Raw genomic sequence first — 23,081 nt, 5'->3', positions numbered from 1 at the left:
TGTTCCCACGGGGTGCCGCGACGTGCACAACGGTGCCGGCCTGCGGATGGTGAGCGCCCGCCAAGGGTCGGCGATGGCGGGCGCTGACCATCCGGTTCCGCCCCGGCCGCCGATCGTCCCGCACCGGGACCGGTGGCGTCAGGCGACGGTGCAGGCGGTGCCGTTGAGGGTGAACGCGGACGGTCGGCCGGTGCCACCCGTGTGGGTGGCCTGGAAGCCGATGTCGACAGAGGTGTTCGGCGCGATCGTCGCGTTGTAGGAGACGTTGCGGGCGGTCACCGCCCCGCTCGACGGGGAGTAGGTGGCGTTCCACCCGCTGGTGATGCTCTGCCCTGCCGGCAGCGTGAACGCCAGGGCCCACCCGTTGACCGGCGCGCTGCTCGTGTTGGTCACCGAGACCGACGCGGTCAGACCGCTGTTCCAGGCGTTCACGGTGTACGTGACACGGCAGTCACCGGACGGCGGGGGCGTGGTCGGCGGGGGAGTCGTGGGCGGGGGAGTGGTCGGAGGGGGAGTGGTCGGAGGCGTGTCGCCCCCGATGCTGCCGGGCACCGTGCGCAGTGCCGCGAACCAGGCGTCGGCCATCTTGCGGTAACCCGTGGCGTTCGGGTGCACCCCGTCGGCCAGGTCGCTGAGCGTCAGGGCGCGGTACATGTCGACCAGGTGTACGCGTTTGCCGGCGGCGGCCCTGCTCTGCACGATCTGCGGGATCGCGTTGTTGTAGCCGCGAACCTGGTTGTCCGCACCGGACTTCGGGATGATCGTCGCGACGAACACGTCCGCGTTCGGGGCGGTGTTGGTGATCCGGTCGACGAGCGTGGCCAGCCGGGACGGGGCCCCGGACGTGTCGCCGTACATGTCGTTGGTGCCGATGTGCAGCAGCACGGTCCGCGGGTTCGTGGCCCGCAACCAGTTGACCACGTTGGCGTCGATCTGGGCGATCGTCCATCCGGAGTGTCCCTGGTGGTCGTGGTCCCCGAGGCTGGCGGGGCCGTTGAACTGGGAACCGACGAAGTCGATCCGATAACCACCGGACGTGAACCGCTGCCACAACTCGATCCGGTAGCCGCCGGGAACGTTGAATCCGTCGGTGATCGAGTCGCCGAGCGGCATGACGCGTACCCCGCCGTTGGACTCGGCGCTCGCGGGAGTGGTCGCGATCGGTACGGCGGCGACCATGGCGGCGACGGCGGCCAGCGCCGTCCACCACCGGCGGGCCCGGCGGGGCCGCGACGTCGTCACGCCGGCGGCAGGTGGGTGGGGGACGGGACGTTCGAGTGTTGAACCGCTCATGGGAATCCTCTGGTGGTGGGTGCACGACGACAGCGAGCATCGAAAGGACACGGTTGTCGCCATCGCGCGGTACGCGGAGGTGGGCTGCGCGCAACGACCAGAAACCCGGACGTCTTCACTGGTGGTCGTGGCGCTGCGGGTGGCACTTGTCATCGAGGGTCGGCCGCGGCGGGCCGATGAGCCGTGGCGAAGGTGTGCCCTGCACCTCGCCGAACGCACCATAGCGTGTTATCGCTAACACCAGCAACGCATCAGCCGACGCCAATGCCTGCGGGTGCAGCGCTCAGCCCCGGGTTGCCGCGAGCACCGCGCGCAGCCACCGCAGTTGACGTCGGACGTGGACGGCCTCGCCGCCCTCGTGACCGTTGAACGGGTACACGTGCATCTCCCGCTCGGGTGGGACCGGCCTCCCGTTCGCGGCACCGTAGTGGTTGTAGGCGGCGAAGGCGGTTCGCGGCGGGCAGACCGTGTCGCGCCGGCCGACCCCGAACTGCGCGGGTGCCGTCGCCCGCCGCGCGAAGCTGACCCCGTCGACATAGGACAGGGTTCGCCACACCGCCTCCTCGGCCTCCCGGTTCACGGCCAGGTACCGGGCGATCTCGCCGTACGGCGCGAGGTCGGTGAGCGCGACTGCCCGGCGCATGTCGCAGAGGAATGGTGCGGTGGTCAGCACCGCGCTGAGATCGCCGACGAGACCCGCCACCGCCAGGGCGAGGCCGCCGCCCTGGCTGTTGCCGACCACGCTGACCCGGTCGGCCGCGACACCCGGCAGTGCGCGGAGCGCCTCCACCGCCCGCACCGCGTCGGTGATGAGGCGGCGGTAGTGGTAGTTCCGCGGATCGAGGATCCCCCAGGTGGCGGGCCAGGGCCCTCCGGGCGCGCCGTACGGGTCGGGGGTGTCGCCGACGCCGTGCTGCCCCGCCTGACCACGGTTGTCCATCAGCAGGTGCGCGTACCCGGCCGTCGGCCAGGTCAGCCGTTCGTGGGGCAGGCCGCGCCCGCGCCCGTAGCCGGCGTACTCGACCACCGCCGGCAGCGGCTCCCGCACGCCGGCCGGGCGGGTGTACCAGGCGCGCACCGGGTCACCGCCGAAGCCGGCGAACGTGACGTCCCAGGAGTCGAGCAGCAGCAGGTCGGTGGGCTCGGGCCGGACGTCGACGAGCACCGGCGCGGCGGCCGACCCGGCGAGTGTGTCCCGCCAGAACTCGTCGAAGTCGTCGGGCTCGACGACCTCTGGCGCGTACCGCTGGAGGTCGTCGACGCTGGGGGCGGAGTGGGGCACGGGTCCTCGCAGGGCCGGGTCAGTGCGGATGGGCGGGTGGTGCGGTGCTCTCCCTGACGACCAGCTCGGTCACCAGGTCGATCCGGCTGGTCGCCGGCGGGTTTCCCCTGGTCAGGTCGAGCAACATCTGGGTGGCGATGCCGGCCATGTCGCGTAACGGCTGGTTGATAGTGGTGAGTGCCGGGTCGGTCCAGGCGGAGACCGGCAGGTTGTCGTAACCGATCACGGAGAGGTCCTCGGGCACGCGCAGGCCGCACTGACGGGCGGCCCGGAGCACCCCCATGGCCTGGATGTCCGACCCGGCGAAGATCGCCGTCGGGCGCTCCGGCCGCTGGAGCAGTTGGAGCCCGTGGGCGTGCCCGGCGCTGGCGGAGAAGCTGCCGTAGCGGATCAGCTCACGGTCGACAGCTATCCCGGCCTCGTCGTGGGCCGACTGGAAGCCGGCCGCGCGGGCGCGGCTGCACAGCACGTCGGGTGGCCCGGAGACGATGGCGATCCGTCGGTGCCCCAGCTCCAGCAGATGCCGGGCGGCGAGCAGGCCGCCGTTCCAGTTGTTTGACCCGACGGTGGGCACGGAGGCCGAGGTCGCGCTGTCGGTGTCGACGACGACGAACGGTATGCCCTGCCGCCGCAGGTGCTGCTGTTGGGCCTCGGCCAGGTGGGAGAGGACGAACACCACCCCCAGGGGGCGGTCGGCGAGCAACGCCTCCAGCCACCGAGCCGGCGGGCGGTGCGCGCCGTCGAGCTGAGCGATCGACAGCCCGATGCCGGCCGCTGAGGTCACCGCCTCGACCCCCCGCAGGATCTCCATCGCCCAGCCCGTGTCGAACTCGTGGAACACGAGGTCCACCCGGCCGCCGCTGGTCGCCTGTCGCCGGGCGCGGCGCTGGTACTGGTGGCGGTCGAGGCTCGCCTCCACCCGGGCCCTGGTGTCCGGGGCGACATCACCGCGTCCGTTGAGGACCTTGGACACCGTCGCGACCGATACGCCGACATCGTTGGCGATGGTCGCGATGGTGGTGGAGGCGGGTGGGTCGAGCGGGCGGTGCTCTGTCATCGCAGCCTCATACAACATCCGAAAGTTTCGGGCGACCTTAACACGATGAGACATTCACGCCAGTCGGTCTGACTGCCGGGCGCGCTATTGGCGGGTGATCGCGCGCCTCGGCGGCGACTGAGCGCCGATCGAGGAGTCACCGAATGCAGTAAACACCCCCTGGTAGTCCGATTGAGACTCTTGACAGCCATCGATGGGGCACTTAGGTTGCCGAAAAGGTTACGCAGGTTTCCGGAAAGTTTCGGATCGTGAGAAACGACCGCCATGGAACGGGTCCCACCAGGGCGCCGAGACGTGGCCGGAGCTGAGGGGTCGGGGGATGACGGATCAGTCGCTCGAGGACGGCGGCGTCGCGCCGTGGCGTGATCAGCGGCTGTCGCCGACCGATCGGGCCGAGGCGCTCCTGCCGAAGATGTCCATCGAGGAGAAGATCGCCCAACTCGTCGGGGTCTGGGTCGGCGCCGAGGCCAGCGGCGAGGGCGTCGCCCCGCACCAGTCGGACATGATCAGCGAATTGCCGGAGTGGAGCACCGTCATCCGGTACGGGTTGGGTCAGCTGACCCGCCCGTTCGGCACCGCCCCGGTCGACCCGGTGTCCGGCGCCCGGTCCCTGGCGGCCTCACAGGCGCAGATCGTGGCCGCCAGTCGGTTCGGCATTCCCGCGCAGGTGCACGAGGAGTGCCTCACCGGGTTCGCGGCGTGGCGGGCCACCGTCTATCCGACCCCGCTCAGCTGGGGCGCGTCCTTCGACCCGGAACTCGTCGAGGCGATGGCCGACCGGATCGGGCGGTCGATGCGCGCCGCAGGTGTGCACCAGGGCCTCGCCCCGGTGCTGGACGTCACGAGGGACTACCGCTGGGGCCGCACCGAGGAAACGATCGGCGAGGATCCCTACCTGGTCGGGACGACAGGTGCCGCGTACGTGCGGGGCCTGGAACGGGCCGGGGTGGTGGCCACCCTCAAGCACTTCGCCGGCTACTCGGCCTCCCGCGGCGGACGTAACCTCGCGCCGGTGCCGATGGGCCGCCGCGAACTGGCCGACGTCATCCTGCCGCCGTTCGAGATGGCGCTGCGACTCGGCGGCGCCCGCTCGGTGATGAACTCCTACGCCGAGATCGACGGCCTGCCCGTCGCTGCCGACAGAGGGCTGCTGACCGGGCTGTTGCGCGACGAGTGGGGCTTCACCGGCACCGTGGTCGCCGACTACTTCGCCGTACGGTTCCTCCAGACCCTGCACGGGGTCGCCGGGGACGCCGTCGACGCGGCCCGGCTCGCCCTGCGGGCCGGAATCGACGTCGAGCTGCCCACAGTGGACGCCTTCGGCGCACCGCTGGTCGAGGCGGCTCGCCGAGGCGAGGTCGACGAGGCGCTGATCGACCGCGCGGTGCGTCGGGTGCTCATCCAGAAGATCGAGCTCGGTCTGCTCGACGAGGGCTGGCAGGAGTTGCCCGCCGACGTGGCGTCCCTGCACTTCGACGACGAGGCCAGCCAGGACATCGCCGTACGCCTGGCCCGGGAGTCCGTCGTCCTGCTCCGCAACACGGGCGTGCTCCCGCTGCCCGGGGGAAGCCGGGTCGCCCTTGTCGGTCCGCTCGGCGACGACCCGATGGCAATGCTCGGCTGCTATTCGTTCCCGAACCACGTGGGCGTCAACCACAGCGACTTCGGGCTCGGCCTGGACATCCCCACACTGCGCGACGAGTTGGCCCGACGCGTCCCACTGCTCAGCCACGAGCCAGGGTGCACCGTGACCGGCGAGGACACCTCCGGTATCCCGGCCGCTGTCGCCGCGGCCGCCGCCGCCGACGTGTGTGTGCTGGCCGTCGGCGACCGGGCGGGAATGTTCGGCCGGGGCACCTCCGGTGAGGGCTGCGACGCCGTCGACCTGCGGCTGCCCGGCGTGCAGGCCGACCTCGTCCGCGCCGTCCTCGCCACCGGCACCCCGGTGGTCCTGGTATTGATGACCGGTCGCCCCTACGCGCTCGGCCCGGAGTTCGACGAAGCGGCGGCCGTGGTGCAGGCGTTCTTCCTCGGTCAGCTCGGTGGGCAGGCACTCGCCGAGGTGCTCACCGGCGCGGTGAACCCCTCGGGGCGGTTGCCGGTGAGCGTTCCCCGGGATGCCGGAGGGTTGCCGAGCACCTACCTCGCGCCGCCACTCGGTCGGCGCAACAAGGTCTCCTCGGTCGACCCGACCCCGACGTACCCGTTCGGCCACGGGCTGAGCTACACCACCTTCGAGTGGTCCGACGCGACGGTGGTCGAGCCGCGCGACGATCCGGCCGCCTGGCCGGTCGACGGCGAGGTGCGGGTACGGATCACCGTCGCCAACACCGGTGCACGGGCCGGCGTCGAGGTCGTGCAGCTCTACCTGCACGACCCGGTCGCGCAGACCACCCGTCCGGTGGTGCGGCTGATCGGCTACACCCGGCTGCCGATGGGGCCCGGCGAGGTGGCGCAGGTGACGTTCGGCGTACCGGCCGACGTGGCCTCGTTCACCGGGCTGACCGGCCGGCGGATCGTCGAGCCCGGCGACGTCGAGTTGCGCTTCGGCCGATCGAGCGGCGACGTGGCGGCCGTCCTACCGCTGCGGCTCGTCGGCACCGAGCGCCAGGTCGGCGACGAGCGGGAGTTGGTCACGTCGGTGCGGGTCGAGCCCCTCGTGGCCGTTTCACAGTCGGCATAGGAGGCCACGGATGACATCCACCCTGCGGCCACCACCGCCGGCGTTGCCGGGTTCTCCGCAGCAGGCGCAGAGCCCCGTCCCGCGCGCGCCTCGACGCCGCCGCGGTTGGCGGCAGGCACTGCGCCGGGACTGGCAGCTCTATTCCCTCGCCGTCCTGCCGCTGCTGTTCTTCCTGGTCTTCCGGTACCTGCCGATGATCGGCAACATCATCGCCTTCCGCCGGTTCAAGCCGGGCGGCAGCATCTTCGGTGAGTACTGGGTCGGGCTGCGCTACTTCCGGATGTTCCTCAGCGACCCGACGTTCTGGGAGGTGTTCACCAACACCCTGGTGCTCGGAACGCTGACCCTGCTGTTCTGTTTCCCGCTGCCGATCGTGCTGGCACTGCTGCTCAACGAGGTTCGGGCCCGCCGCTTCAAGCGATTCGTCCAGTCCGTGTCCTACCTGCCGCACTTCCTGTCGATCGTGATCGTGGCGGCGATGGTCATGCAGTTGACCTCGATCGAGGGCACTGCCAACCAACTCGTCAGCCTGTTCGGTGGCGAACCGGTGGCGTTCCTGCAGAAACCGGAGTGGTTCCGCACCATCTACGTCTCCTCGGAGGTCTGGCAGACCGTCGGGTGGGGCACGATCCTCTACCTGGCCGCACTCACCACTATCGACGAGGACCTGTACGAGGCCGCCCGGATCGACGGCGCCGGCCGGTTGCGGCAGACCTGGCACGTGACGTTGCCCGGCATCCGCCCGACGATGGTGACCCTGCTGATCCTCAACATCGGCAGCTTCCTGGCGGTCGGGTTCGAGAAGATCCTGCTGCTCTACAACCCGTTGACGTACCCGACCGCCGACGTGGTGTCCACCTATCTGTTCCGGATGGGCTTCCAGTCGAGCAACTTCAGCTACGCGGCAGCCATCGGTCTCTTCGAGGCGGTGATCGGGCTGATCCTCGTCCTGTCGGCGAACGTCATCTCCCGTCGCACTGTGGGGACGAGCCTGTGGTGACCCTCGGTACGAAGATCGACGCCCCGAAGACGCGCGGGCCGGACGACAGCCGCGGTTACCGGATCTTCCGGGTGGTCAACACGATCGTCCTGCTCGGCGTGGTGGTCGTGACGCTGTACCCGTTCCTCACCATCGTGGCCCGCTCGCTCAGCGAAGAGGCGTACATCATCGCCGGCGAGGTGACGGTAGTGCCGCGCGGGTTCGACCTGACCGCCTACAAGCTGCTGATGTCGGACGCGATGTTCTGGACGAACTACCGCAACACAGTGGTGTACACGGTGGTCGCCACGCTCATCTCCATCGTGCTGACCACCTGCTACGCCTACGTGCTGTCGAAGCCGCAGCTCAAGGGGCGCGGCGTGCTCATCGGGGTCGCACTGTTCACCATGTTCTTCTCCGGTGGCCTGATCCCCAACTACGTGCTGGTCACCAGCCTGGGCATGAAGAACACCATCTGGGCCGTGGTGATCCCCAACGCCATCAGCGTGTTCAACCTGCTGGTGATGAAGGCGTTCTTCGAGAGCCTGCCGAGCGACCTGGAGGAGGCCGCGGCGGTCGACGGGCTGAACACGTACGGCATCCTGCGCCGGATCGTGCTCCCGCTGTCGAAGGCGATCATCGCGACGATGGTGCTCTTCTACGCCGTCTCCTTCTGGAACTCGTGGTTCACCGCGTTCCTCTACCTGGACCGGCAGGATCTGCTGCCGGTCACCGTCTACCTCCGCAACCTCATCGCCGGCGCTACGAGCGCCGAGTCGGCCGCGGCCGACGCCGACAAGGTCCAGGCCGCAGCCACCCTCCAGGCCGTGACGATCGTGCTCACCACCCTGCCGATCCTGGCGATCTACCCCTTCGTCCAGCGGTACTTCGTCCGCGGCGTGATGCTCGGCGCGGTCAAGGGGTGATGGCACCGAATCCCCTTCGAATCCCCACCACCGAAAGGACGAGCCATGCTCCACAGGACGTGGCGCCGCGTGGCCCTTGCCACAGCGGGTCTGCTTGCGCTCTCCCTTGCCACCGCCTGTTCCGAGGACCCCGGCGAGTCGACCGACCTGTCCGAGAACCGGGTCGGCGCGATGGCCACCTACGGCGTCGGCGACCAGTTCAAGGCCACCGAGGCGCTCTCCTTCTCCACCCTCTACAACAACCACACGTTCTATCCGCTCAAGGAGGACTGGCTGTTCTGGTCCGAGCTCACCAAGCGGACCAACGTCACGATCGAGCCGATCGCCGTACCGCTGAGCGACTACGAGCAGAAGCGCAGCCTGCTGATCGGCGCCGGCGACGCGCCGCTGATCATCCCGAAGACGTACCACCCGCAGGAGAACGCGTTCGTGTCCTCCGGGGCGATCCTCCCGGTGAGCGACTACCTGGACCTGATGCCCAACCTCAAGGACAAGATCGCCAAGTGGAACCTCAAGCCGGAGATCGACAACCTGCGGCAGTCCGACGGTAAGTTCTACCTGCTGCCGGGCCTGCACGAGAAGCCCACGCAGGACTACACGGTGCTGGTGCGCACCGACATCATGCAGGAACTCAACCTGCCGACCCCGAAGACCTGGGACGACCTGTACGCCGTGCTCAAGGCGATGAAGGCGAAGTACCCGAACGTCTACCCGTACTCCGACCTGTTCAGCAAGCCGAACCCGACCGGCGCCCTGTTGAACATCCTCGGCTCCGCCCACGGCACCCAGGCCGGCTGGGACTACCAGCACGCCACCTGGGACCCGACGGCGAAGAAGTTCAGTTACACCGGCTCGTCCGAGCAGTACAAGCAGATGGTCACGTACCTGCACAAGCTCGTCGCCGAGGGCCTGCTCGACCCGGAGAGCTTCACCCAGACCGACGACCAGGCCCGCCAGAAGCTCGCCAACGGCAAGTCCTTCGTGGTCACCGGCAACGCGCAAACGCTCGTCAACAACCACCGCCCCGACCTGGCCAAGACCCTGCCGAACGCGAAGATGGCCAAGATCCCGCTGCCGATCGGCCCGGCCGGTGAGATCAACCCGTTCCCCCGGCTGGAGAACGGCATCATGATCTCCACGAAGGCCCGGGAGAGCAAGAACTTCGTCGCCATGATGCAGTTCATCGACTGGTTGTGGTATTCGGACACCGGCCTGGAGTTCGCCCGCTGGGGCGTCGAGGGCACCACCTTCACCAAGGACGCCGCCGGCAAGCGCGCTCTCGACCCCGGCATCGACTTCCTCGGCCTCCACCCGAAGGCGCCCAAGCACCTGCAGAAGGACTACGGCTTCCACAACGGCGTCTTCGCCTACGGCGGCACCCCCGACCTGGTCCGTGGGTTCTTCTCGCCGGAGGAACTGGAGTTCCAGAAGGTGATGGACGCGCGTACCCCGAGGGTGGTGCCTCCACCGGCCCCGTTGACCGACGAGGAACGCGAGCAGGTGTCGCTCTGGGAAACCCCGCTGAAGGACTTCGTCACCCAGAACACCCTGAAGTTCGCCCTGGGGCAGCGTCCGCTCAGCGAGTGGGACGCGTACGTGGCCGAGCTGAAGGCCAAGAACTCCGACCAGTACATCGACCTGGTCAACAAGGCGTACGAGCGGTTCCAGAAGAACAACGGCTGATCAGCGGAGGTCCGGTCGGGTGGCCTGTCGCCGCCCGACCGGACCCGTCCCCGAGCACAGGGAGCGACAGTGAGTGGCGCGGCCCAGACCTGGCGACAGTTCGGCGACGGACCACTGTCGCGGATCACCTCTCGCGTCTACATCCTGCTCGTGGTCGAGATGCTCCTGCTGCTCACCACAGTGCCAGCCCTGCTCCCGCTGCTGGTGCTGGGACGCGACCCCAGCAATCTTCCGCTGGCCGCGCTCCTCCTGGTACCGGTGGGCCCGGCCCTCTCCGCCGCCCTGTACGCCCTGCGCCACCAGCGGACCGACCTGACCGACCTGCACCCGGCGGCCCTGTTCTGGCGTGGCTACCGGGCCAATGCGACCGGGGTGCTGCGCATCTGGGTGCCGACTCTGCTGTGGCTGACAGTGCTCGCCGTGAACCTCGCGTACCGGGGTGCGGTCGGCCTACCCGGCTGGTGGGCGGTGCCACTGGTGCTGATCGCCGTGTTCGTGACGCTCGGCGCGGCGAACGCCCTGGTGATCACCTCGCTGTTCGACTTCCGCACCCGCGACGTCCTCCGGCTGGCCGCGCACTTCCTTGTGCGTACCCCGGGCGTCTCCGTCGGCAACGCCCTGCTGCTGGCCGCGGCGGCCGGGATCACCGCGGTCTTCTCCGAGGCGGTGCTGATGCTGCTCGCGTCGATCGCGGTGCTGGCGTACCTGCGCATCGGCGACCCGATGATCCACCTGATCCGGAAGGAGTTCACCAGATGAGCCTGCCCGTCAGCGCCAAGGTGCCCTTCGGGGGCGACTACAACCCGGAACAGTGGCCCGAGGACGTGTGGAAGCAGGACTACCGCCTCTTCGACAGCGCACGCATCGATCTGGTCACCCTCGGCGTGTTCGACTGGGCGCTCACCCAGCCCGCCGAGCACACCTACGACTTCGCGCTGCTCGACAGGATCGTCGAGCGGGCCAGCGCCGAGGGACGCGGGATCTGCCTGGCCACCGGCACCGGAGCACACCCGCCGTGGTTGGCGAAGGCGTACCCCGAGGTGACCCGCACCGACTTCGAGGGCCGCAAGCACCGGTTCGGGCAGCGACACAACTCCTGCCCCAGCTCGCCGGTCTTCCGCCGGCTCTCCACGGAGCTGGCCCGCCGGGTCGCCCGCCGCTACGCCGACACCCCGGCGGTGCTCGCCTGGCACGTCGGCAACGAGTACGGCGGCGCCTGCTACTGCGCGCTCTGCGCGGCCGGCTTCCGGGACTGGCTGCGCCACCGCTACGGCACCCTCGACGAGCTGAACCAGGCCTGGTACACCACCTGCTGGTCGCACACCTTCACGAACTGGGACGAGATCGAGCCACCGTCGGCGCTGACCGAGCACTGGCGCGGACCGGACCACACCGCGTTCCCCGGCATCACACTGGACTACCTGCGGTTCACCTCCGACGCGATGCTCACCAACTTCCGCGACGAGAAGGCCGCCATCCGGGAATCCAGCCCGACGCTGCCGGTGACCACGAACTTGATGGGCATGTACCGGCCGATCGACTACCACCGCTGGGCCCCTCACCTGGACTTCGTCTCCTGGGACAACTACCCGCCCGACGACGGGTCGGCGGCCCGGATGGCGTTCACCCACGACCTGATGCGCGGGCTCAAGGACGGCCAGCCGTTCTGGCTGATGGAACAGACCCCCAGCTTCACCGCGTGCCGCGACGTGAACCCGTTGAAGCGCCCCGGTCTGATGCGGCTGTGGAGCTGGCAGGCAGTGGCACACGGGGCCGACGCGGTGCTCTTCTTCCAGCTTCGCGCCTCCCGTGGGGCCAGCGAGAAATACCACGGAGCGGTCATCGGCCATGCCGGTCGCTCGGACACCCGGGTGTTCCGGGAGGTCGCCGAGCTGGGCGCCGAACTGGAACGGCTCGGCCCGGCGTCGCTCGGCGCGCGGACGCCGGCCCGGGTGGCGCTGCTGTTCGACTGGGACAGCTGGTGGGCGTTGGAGCTGTCCGACGGCCCGTCCCGGCTGGTCCGCTACCAGCAGGTCGTGCTCGCCTACCACCGGGCGCTCTGGGACGCCGGTGTTGATGTGGACGTCGTCGCGGTGACCGCCGACCTGTCCCGCTACGACGTGGTCGTGGCCCCGGCCCTGCACCTGCTCAAGGGCGACCTGCCGCAGCGGCTGGAGGCGGTGGCGGCGCGCGGCGGATCGGTGTTGACCACCTACCTGTCCGGGCGGGTGGACGAGAACAACCAGGCATTCCTGATGGACGTGCCCGGCCCGCTCGGGCAGCTGACGGGTGTCCGGGTCGACGAGTGGGACGCCCGCGGCCCGGAGGTGGTCAACCCGGTCCGCCTCGGCCACGGGCCGGATCAGGTCGACGTCGACGCCCAACTGCTGTTCGAGCTGGTGATCCCGCAGGGCGCCCAGGTCGTCGGCACCTACCAGGCCGACTTCTACGCGGGCACCCCGGCGGTGACACGCAACCCCTTGGGCGACGGCGACGGCTGGTACGTGGCAGCGGGCCTGGACCAGGCCGGCGTGTCCTGGGTGGTGCGGCAGGTCCTCGCCCGGCACGACCTGCTCGGGCCGTACCCGGACGTACCTGACCTGGAATCCGCCGTCCGGGTCGCGGCGGACGGATCACGGCTGCTGTTTCTGCTCAACCACCGCGCCGAGCCGGTCGAGGTGACCGCCCGGATCGGCGGCGTCGACCTGCTCACCGGCGACCGTACGGCGGCCGGCGCCGCCCTGCGGCTGCCGGCGTACGGGGTTGTCGTGCTGGAGGAGGAGGACAGATGAACGCCGAAGAGTCGGTGGAGTTGGAGCAGTTGATGTTCGTCGAGGAGCCGATGCGTGGTGACGGGCCACGCGTCCACCCGGCCTGGCTGCCCCCGGAGGCGTTCCGCTCACTTGGCGCGCGCCGCATCCTCCTGCACGGCGAAGGGCTTCTCGTCGACACGGTCCTCGACGAGGTCTCGCGCGCCTGCGCGCGCTACGGCGGGCGGATGTGGCACTCCCCGTCCTGGGACGTCGACGTCGACCTGGTGCTCGCCCTGCGCGACGCCGCCGAACTGCCGAACCCGTCGGTGGAGGCGGCGCGCGCCGCCGGCGAGGCGGCCCTCGCCGAGCTGGGCGACGGCGGGTCACTCGGTGACGAGGGTTTCGTGTTGGCGCGGGCCGGTGACGTGACAGCGGTGCTGGCCGACGCACCCGCCGGCCTGCTGTATGGGCTCTTCCACGTGGTCCGGCTCTGCGCGGCGGCCTTCGATCCGGCCCGCCCGCCGGAGCGGCACCGCCCGGCGCTGCGCCGACGCATGCTGAACCACTGGGACAACGTGGCAGTGCACCCGGTGATGGGCCAGGTCGAACGGGGGTACGCGGGCGGCTCGATCTTCTGGCGCGACGGCCGTCCGCGCGGCGACCTGGCCCGGGTACGGGAGTACGGGCGGCTGCTCGCCTCCTGCGGGGTCAACGCGATCTCGGTGAACAACGTCAACGTGGCCCGGACGGAGGCACTGCTGCTCACCGAACGGCTCGGCGACGTGGCCGAGATCGCTGACGCGCTGCGTCCGTACGGCATCCGGGTGCACCTGGCGGTCAGCTTCGCGGCGCCGGTGGTCCTCGGTGGCCTGCCGACCGCCGACCCCCGCGACGAGACCGTGCGGGCCTGGTGGGCCGCGACCACCCGGCGGGTGTACGACCGCATCCCGGACTTCGGCGGCTACCTGGTGAAGGCCGACTCGGAGGGCCAACCCGGCCCGTTCACGTACGGCCGCGACCACGCCGACGGGGCGAACCTGCTGGCCGAGGCGCTCGCCCCGCACGGGGGAGTGGTGCACTGGCGGGCGTTCGTCTACAACCATCAGCAGGACTGGCGCGACCGGTCCACCGACCGGGCTCGGGCCGCGTACGACCACTTCGTCCCGCTCGACGGGCGGTTCCGCACCAACGTCGTCGTCCAGGTGAAGTTCGGCCCGGTGGACTTCCAGACGCGCGAGCCGGTCTCACCGGTGCTCGCCGCGATGCCGGCGACCCGGCTGGCTGTCGAGTTGCAGGTCACCCAGGAGTACACGGGCCAACAGCGGCACGTCTGCCACCTGGGCCCGTGGTGGAGTGAGGTGCTGCGCTTCGCCCCGTGGGGGCCGGGTGGCCGGACGATCGCCGACGTGGTCACGGGGGAGGCGGCAGCCGGCGGCGGGTTGGTCGCCGTCGCCAACGTCGGCGACGACGTCTTCTGGACCGGGCATCCGTTGGCGCAGGCCAACCTGTACACGTTCGGCCGGCTGGCCTGGGACCCTCGGCGCGACCCGACGGCGATCCTCGACGAGTGGATCACGCTGACCTTCCCGCCGTCGGCGACCGCGGACGCCGAGCTGGTGCGGCGGACCCTGCACGAGATCATGGACGACTCGTGGCGTACCTATGAGCGCTACACCGCCCCGCTGGGCGTCGGTTTCATGGTCAACCCCGGCGACCACTACGGCCCCAACGTCGACGGGTACGAGTACACCAGGTGGGGCACCTACCACTTCGCCGACCGCGACGGCGTGGGCGTGGACCGCAGCCGCGCGTCGGGCACCGGCTTCGCCGGGCAGTATCCGCCGTACTGGGCGCAGGTGTACGAGTCACCCGAGAGCTGCCCCGACGAGCTGCTGCTGTTCTTCCACCACGTGCCCTACGGGCATGTGCTGCGCAGCGGTTCGACGGTCATCCAGCACATCTACGACACCCACTTCGCGGGGGTCGAGGAGGTGACCGCGATGCGTCGGAGGTGGCAGGCGTTGACCGGCATGATCGACCCGAGCGTGTACGAGCGCGTCGCCGAACGTCTCGACGAGCAGGTGCGCTGCGCCACCGAGTGGCGCGACCAGATCAACACGTACTTCTTCCGCGCCTCCGGGGTGCCGGACGAGCGAGGACGGGACATCCACTGAACCGGGGCGAGAGCGACCCGGCCGTCCGGTCGGGTCGCCCCTCGCACCGCGCTGGCGGGGTCCGAAAACCTCCCGATAATTTCTCACGGCCCATCGCCGCTGATGACGTTCGCCGATACCAATCGCGCCGCAGGTGACCACCGAAATCGTTGCGCCGGAAGGTTTCCGGAAACCTTGACAATCGAGTGCGATCGATCGAAGCTGGCATGGTCACGCGAGCCGCGGTCAAGGTCGGGCGAAGGGCAGTCCTCGACTTGAGTCCCCTTCCACGCGCCTTCTTCGTAAGGGATCGCGACGATGACACTGAAGACCAGAATGCTTGGCGTCGTCATGGCTGCCGTGACGCTTGCCGCCGCCGCGCTGACGTTCGCCACCCCCGCGTCGGCGGCGACGCTCACGCAGGTGACCAACTTCGGCACCAACCCCACCAACCTGCAGATGCACCTGTACGTCCCGGACCGGGTGGCGGCCCGACCGGCGATCCTCCTGGCCATGCACTACTGCACCGGGACGGGCCCCGCGTTCCACTCGGGCACCCAGTACGCCTCCCTCGCGGACCGGTACGGGTTCATCGTGATCTACCCGTCGGCCACCCGCAGCAGCAAGTGCTGGGACGTCTACTCGCCGCAGGCGTTACGCCGTGGCGGCGGCAGCGACCCGGTCGGGCTCATGTCGATGGTCGACTACGTGCGGCAGCGCTACTCCGCCGACCCCGCGCGGATCTTCGCCACCGGCACCTCGTCCGGCGCGATGATGACGAACGTCATGCTGGGCGTCTACCCGGACGTGTTCGCGGCCGGAGCGTCGTTCGCCGGGGTGCCGTTCGCCTGCTTCGCCACCGGCGGTACCTCGGAGTGGAACAGCCAGTGCGCCAACGGGCAACTCATCCGGACCGCGCAACAGTGGGGTGACCTGGTCCGGGAGGCGTACCCCGGTTACACCGGCCAGCGACCCCGGATGCAGATCTGGCACGGCACCAACGACGACACGCTTCGCTACCCGAACTTCGGCGAGCAGGTCAAGCAGTGGACGAACGTGCACGGGCTGAGCCAGACGCCGACGTACACCGACTCCCCGCAGTCCGGCTACACCCGCACCCGGTACGGCAGCAGCGGCCCGATGGCGCCGGTCGAGGCGATCAGCATGCAGGGTGTCACGCACAACGTGCCCGTCGACGCCGCGCAGGTGATCCGCTTCTTCGGGCTGGACGGCACCGCGCCGCCGACGACCCCACCGCCGACCACTCCGCCGCCGACGACGCCACCCCCGACCACCCCACCCCCGACCACCCCACCGCCGACCGAGGGCGCCTGCCGGGTCGGTTACACGGTCAACGCCTGGAACAGCGGTCTCACCGCGAGCGTGGCCATCACCAACACCGGTGCCACCGCCGTGAACGGCTGGGCGCTGACCTTCACGCTGCCCACCGGGCAGCGCATCACCAGCGGCTGGAACGCCCAGTACGCCCCGGCGAGCGGCGCGGTGACCGCCCGCAACGTCTCCTACAACACCACGATCGCCCCGAACGCGACGGTCGAGATCGGCTTCCAGGCCACGCACGAGGGAGGCACCGGCAAGCCCACGTCGTTCGCCCTCAACGGTGCCGCCTGTTCGGTGTCCTGATCCACCCCCCATCACCTGAGAAGGAGTCACCCGATGAGAAACACGAGATGGAAGGCGGCATCGAGAGCCGCCATCGCGCTGACCGGCGCGGGCGCCCTCGTCGCCGGCATGGCGCTGTTCCTGACGGCGCCGGCCGCCGCCGGGACGACGCTCGGCGCGTCCGCCGCCGAGAAGGGCCGCTACTTCGGTACGGCGGTGGCCGGGTTCAAGCTCTCCGACAGCGCGTACACCACGATCTTGAACCGTGAGTTCAACATGGTGACGGCCGAGAACGAAATGAAGATGAACGCCACCGAGCCGCAGCAGGGTCAGTTCAGCTACGGCGCGGCGGACCAGATCGTCAACCACGCACGCAGCCGCGGGATGAGCGTGCGGGGTCACACGCTGGCCTGGCACTCGCAGCAGCCGGGCTGGATGGAGAGCATGAGCGGCAGCGCGCTGCGGCAGGCGATGCTCAACCACGTGACGCAGGTGGCCACCCACTTCCGCGGTCAGGTGGTGGCCTGGGACGTGGTGAACGAGGCGTTCGCCGACGGCAGCTCCGGAGGTCGTCGCGACTCCAACCTCCAGCGCACCGGCAACGACTGGATCGAGGCGGCGTTCCGGGCGGCGCGGGCAGCGGATCCGGGCGCGAAGCTCTGCTACAACGACTACAACACCGACAACTGGACGCACGCCAAGACCCAGGGCGTCTACAACATGGTGCGCGACTTCAAGGCTCGGGGCGTGCCGATCGACTGCGTCGGCTTCCAGTCGCACTTCAACAACGACTCCCCGTACGTGAGCAACTACCGCACCACCCTGTCGAGCTTCGCGGCGCTCGGCGTGGACGTCCAGATCACCGAACTGGACATCCAGGGCGCGTCGGCCAACACCTACCGCAGCGTCGTCGAGGACTGCCTGGCAGTGGCCCGCTGCAACGGCATCACCGTCTGGGGCATCCGGGACAGCGACTCGTGGCGGTCCTCGCAGACCCCGTTGCTGTTCAACAGCAACGGCTCGAAGAAGCCCGCGTACGACGCGGTGCTCGCCGCGTTGAACAACGGCACCACGCCCACCGACCCGCCGACCGACCCGCCGACCGACCCGCCGACCGACCCGCCCACGACTCCGCCTCCGGGTGCTGGCGGCTGCACGGCGACGGTGTCACTCAACCAGTGGACGGGTGGCTTCGTGGCCACGGTGAAGGTGACGGCCGGCTCGTCCGCCATCAGCGGTTGGACCGTCACGATCGGTCTGCCGTCCGGCGCGACGGTCACCAACGCGTGGAACGCCAACCGCAGCGGTAACACGGGCACGACGAACTGGACGAACGTGGCGTACAACGGCCAGGTCGGTGCCGGACAGTCCACCGAGTACGGCTTCCAGGCCAACGGCACCGCCGGCAGCCTCAGCCCCACCTGCTCGGCCCGCTGAGCCCTGACCGGCCGGTGTGGAGGCGTGCTCGAGAGCCTCTGCACCGGCCGGTTCGGCACCGGCCGACGGTGTTGGTCAGTCGGCGGCATCCCCGGCGGAAAGGCCCGCAGCATTGGATACCACCTGACGGTGTCTTTCCTGCGACACGTGGTAAGAGTCGGATCAACGACACTCGCGGTATTCGCCTTAAGGAACGCTGTTCGGGTGCAGCCGCATCCGGTGTAGTCCCGGTACGATGCCGAATCGACCGGGAGCAACCCCTCCCCGATCATGGCTGTCTTTAGTGACGGTTGGGGCAAGAAACTCCGCGATCCAAATCACCCCGCAGCCGTCAACATCAATACTAGGGGCACTCGGACTCCAGCGCTCAGGCGGCCGGAGTCGCAGTGGGGGGCGGCGCAGACTGTGGTGGTGGAGTCGATGCGCGTCGGCGGGACGCAGCACACGGGAACACTGGACTTCCTTGAGGCGCGTCTGAGAAAGTTTCGGGCCGGCGAATTGGCTCGCCGGCAACGCCCGGCACGCCGACGCATGCTCCTTGACGCTTGTTCGCGCGTGTTGCCGCAGATCGTCGGATACGCGGGATGCTTGGTCCTGCCATTCCCGTACAACCTGCTCGCGGTGACATTGTTCGCGCTTGCCACGGTTTCGCTGCTCGGGTCCTGGTTCCATGACTCGGTCCACCGCAGCACGTGCACCCCGCGCCTCGTCGCGGTCGTACTGCAGCGCCTGGGATCGAGCCCGGTCGGATTCAGTCCCACCTGGTGGGTCTACAAGCACGTACGCCTTCATCACCGGTATCCGGGAGATCCCGAGCTTGACCCGGACATCCAATTCGGGTCCTTCGGTCGGGTGACGCCCGAGCAGAAGTGGCGAGTGCTGCACTCGAGTCAACACATTCACATGTGGTTCTTGCTGCCTTTCGCCACGCTCAACATGTTGAAGCCGACGGAACCCTGGCTCAACCGGCGATACGCACAGCGCTACGGATCGCGGGCGACGACAGCGGGCTGGCAGTTCCTGGTGGACAAGTACTGTCCGACGATCGTCGTCTGGGCGCCGGTGTTCCTTGTGCGGTCGTTCGGGTCCGCGATCAGCCTGTTCGTGACCTTCCACCTGGTGGCGGGCACGCTGGTGTCCCTGATCACGCAGGTGCAGCACAACACCAGGCTGTCGGTGGTCGACGACAACTCCTGGTCGGGGCGATGGCCGCTGTGTAACCAGCTTGTCCGGACCAGCGACGTGGGCACCCGCAGAGGTCTCTGGTGGTGGCTCTGCGGGGGAGTCAACTTCCACGTCGTCCATCACCTCGCACCCAGCCTGAGTTTCCTGGAACTGCCATCCGCGACCCGGCGATTACGCGCCGAGTTGAACGATGTGGGGCTTGAGGTCCCAACCCACAAGGGCATGCTGGCCGCAATCCGTTCGCACGCGTCGCTCATCCATGCCCTTTCGCGGCCGGAACGCCCTTCGGTCTCGACGCCGCTGGCCACTCTCGGGAGTGAGGAATATGTCCCACGATTCGACTAAGCGCGGGATGAACAAGATAATTTCACCGCGGACGCCCGCCGAAGGCGAACACGCTGTCGAGGAAGCAACGCCAGAACGAATTCCCGATCTGGAGCCGTTCGCGGTGGATCCGCTCTTCCTGGGGCGCCTGCACGCCGGGAAGGTCAGTCAGGGTTGGGCAGCGGCAATCGTCGGAGTCGTCGCCGCGCTGACCGTGATCTGGGCGGCCGGGGCCTCGGGCCTCTTCCTGCAGGCGAAGACCGCCGACCCGTTCTGGGTGGATGTCTGGAACTTCGTGATCAGGGCAGAGTCCGACAATCCGTACAACGGGATGCCCTACCTACGCGACTATCCATCGATCGTCCTCACGTTCACGATCGTGGCTTCGGTGTTGCTCGTCTACGCGCTCTATCAGGGCGCATCTCGTCTGCACTCGGACATGGAAGCAAGCGGCTGCATCAAGTACAACGAGGCCGGCAGGCGCGCTCTCACGGGCGCGGTCAATGCCGTGAACCAACGGCTGCAGCGCTGGGGCAAGTTGTCGCCGATCGCGCTCATACTGGCATTGGGTTTCACCACCCTGACGAACCTGGGCCTGCAGTCCGAGCTTTTCTCGTTTCTTGTCCCAGGTCTCTACGAAAACTGGTGGGCCAGCCTGAGCCCGTTGCGGGCTGGTGGAATTCTGTGGGTCGTCTTCGGGGCCATCGGCATCTACATGGTGTATATCGAGGCGGTGGTGGGCCTCACGTATGTCGCCTTCCTGAAACGGCTCAAGAACGACTACCAGTTTCGCGCCAACATGGTGAATCCCGACGGGTTCTTCGGTTGGCTGCGACTGCGCCAACTGATCACCAACATGCAGGCTGGCGCACTATGTACGATGCTCAGCGCGTGGGCGCTGTCGTTCTTTCTCGAGCCCGCCATGGGAACCATCGCCACTGCCGCCATCCTGGCGATCTTCATCGGGATCGTTCTCTATGTCTTTTCGGCTGTCAACGGCAATTTCCGGCGACAGGTTCGACGCGACAAGCAGGCACAGACCGAGAGTGTCGCCGAGGATATCGCCGCGTTGAGCACGAGGAGCGACACGGAGGGACTGCTGGCGCTGCTCGTTTCCTATCAGAAGCTGGAACATATCTCGAAGATACCTGCCACGCCCATACGGCAACGGTGGCTGGTTGCCGCGGCGCTCTCGATCCTGGGTCCGCTGTCCGCAATTGTGATCCAAGTCGTCAAATACTTCACATCATCGTGATCCTGCGATGTCAGGCCAAAGGAGTGCAGGGTGATCTCAGTCGCGATCCAGGGCGGAGCCATGCGATCCATCTACTGTCTCGGCGCGGTTCGCGCTCTGGTCGACAAGGGCCTGGCGCCTGAGGTGCGCTCGATCCATGCCACGAGCGCCGGTTGTGTCGCCGGAGCCGTTCTGGCTGCCAAAATCGCCACGCCCGAGGGGTTGTCGGTGGCCGAGATGGGGGACCTGCTCCTGCGGGAGTTACAGGGTAACCGATTCATCAATCTGTGGCGGCTTCGGCGCATCGTCGACGTCAATCATCTCGTGGACGTCATAGTGAAGGTGACCCACGTCGCGCCGGAAACCTTCGGTGATGGAGGGTTCACCTTCGAAGTGGCACTGACGGATGCCAAAAGCGGGACCGCGTTCTATCTCGACCTTTCCTCCGCGCGAACAGCTGACGAGGTGTACCAGGCCCTCGTCGGGACCATGGCCGTTCCAATCCTCTACCCACCCAGGGTCCGCATCGGCGGACGCCGTTACCTCGATGGCGGGATCACCGATCCACTGCCTGCGCTCCGAGCTCTTCGGAAGAATCCCCAGACGCTGATCGCCATATCGAGCGTTGCCAAGTCCAATCTCGGGCGCGAGTTGGAGGGTCGGGAGTCCCTTGTGGTGCAGCTCCTACCGGTGCTTCCTCCGCAGATCCGACACCTTCTCCTTACGCGAAATCCGCTGGGGGCGGCGGTGGAGGACCTCATGGACGCGACCCAGGTCGGGGGTGTTCGGCTCGTCAGAATCGCGCCGCTCGACCAGAGTCGGCTCGGGCACCGGTTGGAGACCGACAGGTCGAAACTGGCAGTGCTCGAGGAGATGGGCTACGCGGATGCGATGAGCGCGCTCGCCGGCCTCGGGAGTGAGGCGCAGGGTGAAGACGCGACGCACCCCACTGATCCCGACCAGGCGGCCACCACAGCGCAGGCGGTCAGCTCCGGGAGCTGAGCGCCTGCCCGCTAGCCGTCGATGCGGGTGATGTTGCGGATCTTGTTTGACGCGTCCAGGGCGGCGACCTTGTACGCCTCGGCGAGCGTCGGGTAGTTGAACACCGCGTCGATCAGGTAGTCGATGGTGCCGCCGCAGCCCATCACCGCCTGCCCGATGTGGACGATCTCGGTGGCGGCCGTGCCGAACACGTGCACCCCGAGCAGTCGGCCGTCATCGGGGGAGACGAGCAGCTTGAGCATGCCGTACGAATCACCGACGATCTGGCCCCGGGCCAGCTCCCGGTACCTGGCGACGCCCACCTCGAACGGTGTCGAGCTCTCGGTCAGCTGAGCCTCGGTCTGCCCGACGAAGCTGATCTCCGGAATCGTGTAGATGCCGATCGGTTGCAGGCCGGGCATCTCGCGGATCGGCTCACCGCAGGCGTGTTGCGCGGCCAGCCGACCCTGCTCCATCGAGGTGGACGCGAGCGCGGGAAAGCCGATCACGTCGCCGACGGCGTAGATGTTCTCCACTGTGGTGCGGTAGTTGGTGTCCACGGTGATCCGGCCACGTCGGTCCGCCTCCAGCCCGGCCGCCTCCAACGCCAGGTCGTCGGTCTGCCCCTGCCGCCCGGCCGAGTACATCACCGTGTCCGCGACGATCTTCTTGCCGCTCTTGAGGATGCACAGCGCCGCCGTCTGGTGCTTCTCCACGGCGGCGACCTCCTCACCGAAGCGGAACGCCACGGACAGGTCGCGCAGGTGGTACTTGAGTGACTCGACGACCTCGTCGTCGCAGAAATCCAACATCCGCTCGCGGCGTTCCACCACCGTCACCTTGGTGCCGAGTGCGGCGAACATCGACGCGTACTCCATGCCGATCACGCCGGCGCCGACCACGACCATGCTGCGGGGGACGGCCTGAAGGTTGATGACGCCGTCGGAGTCCACGATCGTCCGGTCGTCGAAGTCGACGCTGTCCGGGCGGGCCGGGCGGGTGCCCGCGGCAATGATGGCCTTGTCGAAGGTCACCTTCGACTCGTGGCCGGAGCCGTTGTCGACCCAGATCGAGTGCGCGTCCCCGAAACGGCCGGTGCCGGTGATCATCGAGACCCGGTTACGAGCCAGTTGGTTGCGGATGACGTCGGTCTGCCGGGTGATCACGTGCTGGGTGCGGGCCGTCAGGTCACTGACCGTGATCTCGTCCTTGACCCGGTAGCTGCTGCCGTAGAGGTCCCGCTGGCTCAGCCCGGTCAGATAGAGAACGGCCTCGCGCAGCGTCTTGGAGGGGACGGTGCCGGTGTTGATGCACACCCCACCGATCATGTCGCGGCGGTCCACGATGCCGACCCGCCTGCCGAGCTTGGCGGCAGCGATCGCGGCCTTCTGACCGCTGGGTCCGGAGCCCAGCACCAACAGGTCGTAGTCATACACAACCGATAGCGTCGCAAGATGTCGCGACTGGCGCCAGACCCCGGAGCCGAGC

The 23,081-nt window shown here is 68.5% G+C and carries 16 protein-coding genes; 12 read left to right on the top strand and 4 right to left on the bottom strand.

The window, feature by feature from the left end; genetic code table 11:
- Window positions 1-138: 138 nt before the first annotated feature.
- The 3 genes from ABZ406_RS15445 to ABZ406_RS15435 all read right to left on the bottom strand — a co-directional run bounded on the left by ABZ406_RS15445 (window position 139) and on the right by ABZ406_RS15435 (window position 3,632).
- Window positions 139-1,179, bottom strand: coding sequence for a cellulose binding domain-containing protein (locus tag ABZ406_RS15445; protein ID WP_357761198.1), 1,041 nt, complete (start codon window positions 1,177-1,179; stop codon window positions 139-141).
- A 397-nt stretch (window positions 1,180-1,576) separates the two neighbouring features.
- On the bottom strand, window positions 1,577-2,575 hold the full coding sequence (locus ABZ406_RS15440; RefSeq protein WP_357761102.1) for an acetylxylan esterase: 999 nt from the start codon (window positions 2,573-2,575) through the stop codon (window positions 1,577-1,579).
- 19 nt (window positions 2,576-2,594) lie between these two features.
- On the bottom strand, window positions 2,595-3,632 hold the full coding sequence (locus ABZ406_RS15435; RefSeq protein WP_357761099.1) for a LacI family DNA-binding transcriptional regulator: 1,038 nt from the start codon (window positions 3,630-3,632) through the stop codon (window positions 2,595-2,597).
- 319 nt (window positions 3,633-3,951) lie between these two features.
- Here ABZ406_RS15435 and ABZ406_RS15430 point away from each other — a divergent pair, with 319 nt between their 5' ends.
- The 12 genes from ABZ406_RS15430 to ABZ406_RS15375 all read left to right on the top strand — a co-directional run bounded on the left by ABZ406_RS15430 (window position 3,952) and on the right by ABZ406_RS15375 (window position 21,614).
- Entirely contained in the window at window positions 3,952-6,315 is a 2,364-nt protein-coding gene (locus ABZ406_RS15430; protein ID WP_357761097.1) for a glycoside hydrolase family 3 N-terminal domain-containing protein, read from the top strand.
- 10 nt (window positions 6,316-6,325) lie between these two features.
- On the top strand, window positions 6,326-7,315 hold the full coding sequence (locus ABZ406_RS15425; protein WP_357761094.1) for an ABC transporter permease subunit: 990 nt from the start codon (window positions 6,326-6,328) through the stop codon (window positions 7,313-7,315).
- Complete coding sequence (locus ABZ406_RS15420) at window positions 7,312-8,220, top strand: carbohydrate ABC transporter permease (RefSeq protein WP_357761091.1); 909 nt, start codon at window positions 7,312-7,314, stop codon at window positions 8,218-8,220. The genes ABZ406_RS15425 and ABZ406_RS15420 overlap by 4 nt, the downstream gene beginning before the upstream one ends.
- A 45-nt stretch (window positions 8,221-8,265) precedes the next feature.
- On the top strand, window positions 8,266-9,903 hold the full coding sequence (locus ABZ406_RS15415; protein ID WP_357761088.1) for an extracellular solute-binding protein: 1,638 nt from the start codon (window positions 8,266-8,268) through the stop codon (window positions 9,901-9,903).
- 69 nt (window positions 9,904-9,972) lie between these two features.
- Window positions 9,973-10,662, top strand: coding sequence for a DUF624 domain-containing protein (locus tag ABZ406_RS15410; RefSeq protein ID WP_357761085.1), 690 nt, complete (start codon window positions 9,973-9,975; stop codon window positions 10,660-10,662).
- Window positions 10,659-12,695 (top strand): beta-galactosidase, encoded by a 2,037-nt coding sequence (locus ABZ406_RS15405; RefSeq protein ID WP_357761082.1) that lies wholly within the window; start codon window positions 10,659-10,661, stop codon window positions 12,693-12,695. The genes ABZ406_RS15410 and ABZ406_RS15405 overlap by 4 nt, the downstream gene beginning before the upstream one ends.
- Window positions 12,692-14,830 carry an alpha-glucuronidase gene (locus ABZ406_RS15400; protein WP_357761079.1) on the top strand — a complete coding sequence of 713 codons (2,139 nt, stop codon included), beginning with the start codon at window positions 12,692-12,694 and terminating at the stop codon, window positions 14,828-14,830. Before ABZ406_RS15405 ends, ABZ406_RS15400 begins: the two co-directional genes overlap by 4 nt.
- A gap of 297 nt (window positions 14,831-15,127) precedes the next feature.
- Complete coding sequence (locus ABZ406_RS15395; protein ID WP_357761076.1) at window positions 15,128-16,453, top strand: PHB depolymerase family esterase; 1,326 nt, start codon at window positions 15,128-15,130, stop codon at window positions 16,451-16,453.
- 108 nt (window positions 16,454-16,561) lie between these two features.
- On the top strand, window positions 16,562-17,869 hold the full coding sequence (locus tag ABZ406_RS15390; protein WP_357761196.1) for an endo-1,4-beta-xylanase: 1,308 nt from the start codon (window positions 16,562-16,564) through the stop codon (window positions 17,867-17,869).
- A 420-nt stretch (window positions 17,870-18,289) separates the two neighbouring features.
- The gene (locus ABZ406_RS15385) at window positions 18,290-19,399 is read left to right on the top strand and encodes a fatty acid desaturase (protein ID WP_357761193.1); all 1,110 of its coding nucleotides are present in this window, start codon (window positions 18,290-18,292) and stop codon (window positions 19,397-19,399) included.
- A complete protein-coding gene (locus tag ABZ406_RS15380; protein ID WP_357761074.1) occupies window positions 19,380-20,633 on the top strand; it encodes a hypothetical protein in 1,254 nt (417 codons plus the stop codon). Before ABZ406_RS15385 ends, ABZ406_RS15380 begins: the two co-directional genes overlap by 20 nt.
- 30 nt (window positions 20,634-20,663) lie before the next feature.
- Complete coding sequence (locus tag ABZ406_RS15375; protein WP_357761071.1) at window positions 20,664-21,614, top strand: patatin-like phospholipase family protein; 951 nt, start codon at window positions 20,664-20,666, stop codon at window positions 21,612-21,614.
- 11 nt (window positions 21,615-21,625) lie between these two features.
- Here the strand turns inward: ABZ406_RS15375 and sthA are convergent, their stop codons facing one another.
- Window positions 21,626-23,029 carry a Si-specific NAD(P)(+) transhydrogenase gene (sthA, locus tag ABZ406_RS15370; protein ID WP_357761068.1) on the bottom strand — a complete coding sequence of 468 codons (1,404 nt, stop codon included), beginning with the start codon at window positions 23,027-23,029 and terminating at the stop codon, window positions 21,626-21,628.
- Window positions 23,030-23,081: the final 52 nt, after the last annotated feature.

This window comes from Micromonospora sp. NPDC005710 (assembly GCF_040630995.1).
Classification (GTDB): Bacteria; Actinomycetota; Actinomycetes; order Mycobacteriales; family Micromonosporaceae; genus Micromonospora.
The sequence above is the reverse complement of the archived record's forward strand: the minus strand, read 5'-3'. Positions and strand labels throughout refer to the sequence as shown.

Excerpts from the sequence above, each read along its gene's own strand:
- ABZ406_RS15390 (WP_357761196.1), top strand. The coding sequence starts at position 16,562 with ATGGCGCTGTTCCTGACGGCGCCGGCCGCCGCCGGGACGACGCTCGGC.
- ABZ406_RS15415 (WP_357761088.1), top strand. The coding sequence starts at position 8,266 with ATGCTCCACAGGACGTGGCGCCGCGTGGCCCTTGCCACAGCGGGTCTG.
- ABZ406_RS15400 (WP_357761079.1), top strand. The coding sequence starts at position 12,692 with ATGAACGCCGAAGAGTCGGTGGAGTTGGAGCAGTTGATGTTCGTCGAG.
- ABZ406_RS15405 (WP_357761082.1), top strand. The coding sequence starts at position 10,659 with ATGAGCCTGCCCGTCAGCGCCAAGGTGCCCTTCGGGGGCGACTACAAC.
- ABZ406_RS15395 (WP_357761076.1), top strand. The coding sequence starts at position 15,128 with ATGACACTGAAGACCAGAATGCTTGGCGTCGTCATGGCTGCCGTGACG.
- ABZ406_RS15430 (WP_357761097.1), top strand. The coding sequence starts at position 3,952 with ATGACGGATCAGTCGCTCGAGGACGGCGGCGTCGCGCCGTGGCGTGAT.
- ABZ406_RS15425 (WP_357761094.1), top strand. The coding sequence starts at position 6,326 with ATGACATCCACCCTGCGGCCACCACCGCCGGCGTTGCCGGGTTCTCCG.
- ABZ406_RS15445 (WP_357761198.1), bottom strand. The coding sequence starts at position 1,179 with ATGGTCGCCGCCGTACCGATCGCGACCACTCCCGCGAGCGCCGAGTCC.
- ABZ406_RS15435 (WP_357761099.1), bottom strand. The coding sequence starts at position 3,632 with ATGACAGAGCACCGCCCGCTCGACCCACCCGCCTCCACCACCATCGCG.
- ABZ406_RS15385 (WP_357761193.1), top strand. The coding sequence starts at position 18,290 with ATGCGCGTCGGCGGGACGCAGCACACGGGAACACTGGACTTCCTTGAG.
- ABZ406_RS15380 (WP_357761074.1), top strand. The coding sequence starts at position 19,380 with ATGTCCCACGATTCGACTAAGCGCGGGATGAACAAGATAATTTCACCG.